General features: G+C 53.3%; 3 protein-coding genes. All 3 read right to left on the reverse strand.

Features of this window, described 5'->3' with window-relative positions; genetic code table 11:
- Positions 1 to 58: 58 nt before the first annotated feature.
- Complete coding sequence (locus tag HMPREF2807_RS02325; RefSeq protein WP_070510216.1) at positions 59 to 1,249, reverse strand: ABC transporter permease; 1,191 nt, start codon at positions 1,247 to 1,249, stop codon at positions 59 to 61.
- Positions 1,246 to 2,124 (reverse strand): ABC transporter ATP-binding protein, encoded by an 879-nt coding sequence (locus HMPREF2807_RS02330; RefSeq protein WP_070510223.1) that lies wholly within the window; start codon positions 2,122 to 2,124, stop codon positions 1,246 to 1,248. Before HMPREF2807_RS02330 ends, HMPREF2807_RS02325 begins: the two co-directional genes overlap by 4 nt.
- Positions 2,125 to 2,228: 104 nt before the next feature.
- Positions 2,229 to 2,683 (reverse strand): hypothetical protein (locus tag HMPREF2807_RS02335; RefSeq protein ID WP_232751601.1); only part of this gene is annotated, 455 nt, incomplete at its 5' end.

Genomic DNA, 2,683 nt, shown 5'->3' on the forward strand with positions numbered 1-2,683 from the left:
CCTATGGGGTACTGTTCATGTGCTTAGGACAAACGGATTTCAGCTGTTTGCGGCAGGGCTATTTACGGCGCGGCTTCAGCACCTGGAGCCATTTCAGTGGCGCGCCATTATACAAGATGGCAGTCGTATAGATGCGGGCAGAAGCCCGGATCACTATGAGAGTAAGGGCGAACATGAAAAGCATTGATAAACTAAATTGCAAGCTCGTCATGTTGCCTGCCGCATATTGCAACGGTGCGTGACCAATAGAAAAAGGCGGAATCCACGCTATGATCCGCATCCAGGTGCTATCAAGCTGGGTAAAGAAAACCGTGGGAGTGTAGAGGACCGCGAAAATAAGCAGCATGATGGGCGACTGAGTGGACTGAAGGTCTTCGGTACGCTGCACCATCGCTCCCGCTGCAGCATAAAGCGAGGAAAAGAACGTAATGCCCAATACGAAGGCAACCAACAGCGCAGGGGCGATACTCCAACTGAATTGGTTATCCCCCAAGATTCCCGAGACTTTAAGTGCGATGGCTCCGCAGCCAATGATGATTCCCATCGCTACAGTTCCAAACACGACATTTCCTAGAATCTTTCCGGACAGGAAGTCGGTCGGCTTCACAGAAGCTACGATGAGCTCAATGATTCTAGATGACTTTTCCTCCGTGACGCGTGAACCCACGCTATTCGCAAAGAGCGTGAGCGCCAGCATTAGGATGACGATACCGATGAGAGCTGCCCAGACATTCCACTGATTTCGGTTTGCCCTATCGTCGTTATCTGCTTCTAGATAGTGTTCTGTAACAGAGAGCATCGGAGCTGACGCGGCCAGCTGCGCAGGGCTAACGCCTACGGTTTCCAATGCTCGATACAAAGAAATCTGCTGCGAAACAGTTTGCGCTAGCGTCTCTAGTTCCGAGAAAGCAGTGCCCTTGTGTATAAAGTCAAGAGTATCGCCGTCCAAGAAAAAAGCAGCTGCCGCGTCACCGTCGGTGACCATCTGCCGGCCAGCCTCGGCGTTGGCGACTGAAATGGCTGTAAATCCAGTTCCCTCGAAGATGGTGGGGTCAATGTTGGACACGGCAACGGTCTTTTTAGCAGCTGCACCAGGCGAATTGAGCTGATGACTGCCAAACATGATTCCACCCACGAGTGCCACGAGAACCAGTACGAGGGTGAGCATAATCCCCTTGCTTCGTAGAGAATTCCGGATCTCTCGGCGAGCAACCGTGGCGATAATATGGGGCGAAGAATAGTTGGTCATGACACGTACTTCCTGAATAGATCTGCAAGGTCGGGCACGACCCGATAGAAACCAGTGACGACTCCCGCCGCCTGAGCAGCACAGAGCAGGGGCTGAACATGGTCTTCCCCAGGCAGCTCTAGGACCACGCCAGTACTGTCTTCCGACACCACGGAAACTCCCCCGGGATACCAACCACGAGCTAAAATGTCTACGCGGTAACGCAGCGGCCCTTGAGAACGCAAGCTGCTTACGGTGTCCTCAGCCACCAGCTTGCCCCCGGCCAAAATGCCAATGCTGTTGCAGATACGCTGCACCAAGTCCAGCTGATGCGAAGAAAAGAGAACGGGAACGCCGCGTTGGGCGTATTCAGCAAGGATATCACCCATGGCATTCACCGCCAGCGGGTCCAGCCCAGAGAAAGGCTCGTCGAGGATAAGTAGGTCGGGTGAATGCACCAAAGCCGCGGCCAGTTGCACTTTCTGTTGGTTACCCAAAGAAAGAGAATCGAGCTTGTCATGGGCGCGTTCTACCAGTCCTAGTCGCTCCAGCAGTTCAAACGCATTCGCACGCGATGTGGAAGCGCTTATCCCATGCAGCTGAGACAGGAACACCAGCTGGTCAATAATACTTTCCTTGCCATAGAGCCCGCGTTCTTCCGGCATGTAGCCGATGCGCTTACGCAGGTCTGCATCGATGGGCTTTCCGTCGAAGAGCGCTTCTCCGGACTCCGGCAGGAGCACACCGATGATGATACGCATCGTCGTAGATTTGCCCGCGCCGTTGGAACCGACGAAGCCGTAGATATCCCCCTCGTTAACATGCAGAGATAAATCGGAAAGAATCTTTTTATCACCGAAACTCTTGTGGAGACGTTCGACTGCCAGAGTAGAAATGGAACCTTCATCCTTTTCGTAATAGAAGTGGTAAGCGACGCTGGGCACTAGGACAGGAGAGTATTAACAGACTCTCAAATACCGTTAAGCTAGGAATATCAATCCTATGGCAATAGCGACAGTGCAAAAAAGAACAGCCACCACACGCCCAGCAGAACCAGAAGTACCAGCATCTCAAGCAGAATGGTAGGAGTGGGAGCGGCACTCCGATAACGCAAGGTATGTGCACCCGCAGGAACGATGTCCACGCGCCCACCCAGAAAGTATGCGGCCAAAGCCGTGAATAGTGCAGCCACCCCGAAAGCCGGCTGCTTACTAATGCCCGCCGCTGCCACTGCGGTGAACACCAGCGGGATACCCAGATGGAGGTAGGACACCGTTTCGCGGAAACCTACCTGAGCACGAATGAATGCGATCGGGAGATCATCTTTCTCACGGTAAATAATTGGTGCAGCGAGACCGAATGAGATGCCAGCCAAGAACCATGCAACCAGTGGGAATAGCATACTCGACCCCCACGCCATGACTTGTCCTAAGCACATGAACAGTACCCCATAGG

Origin of the sequence: Corynebacterium sp. HMSC074A09, from assembly GCF_001811545.1 — a bacterium.
Lineage (GTDB): Bacteria > Actinomycetota > Actinomycetes > Mycobacteriales > Mycobacteriaceae > Corynebacterium > Corynebacterium hiratae.

Coding starts and splice junctions, on each gene's coding strand:
- HMPREF2807_RS02325 (WP_070510216.1), bottom strand. CDS start 1,249: ATGACCAACTATTCTTCGCCCCATATTATCGCCACGGTTGCTCGCCGA.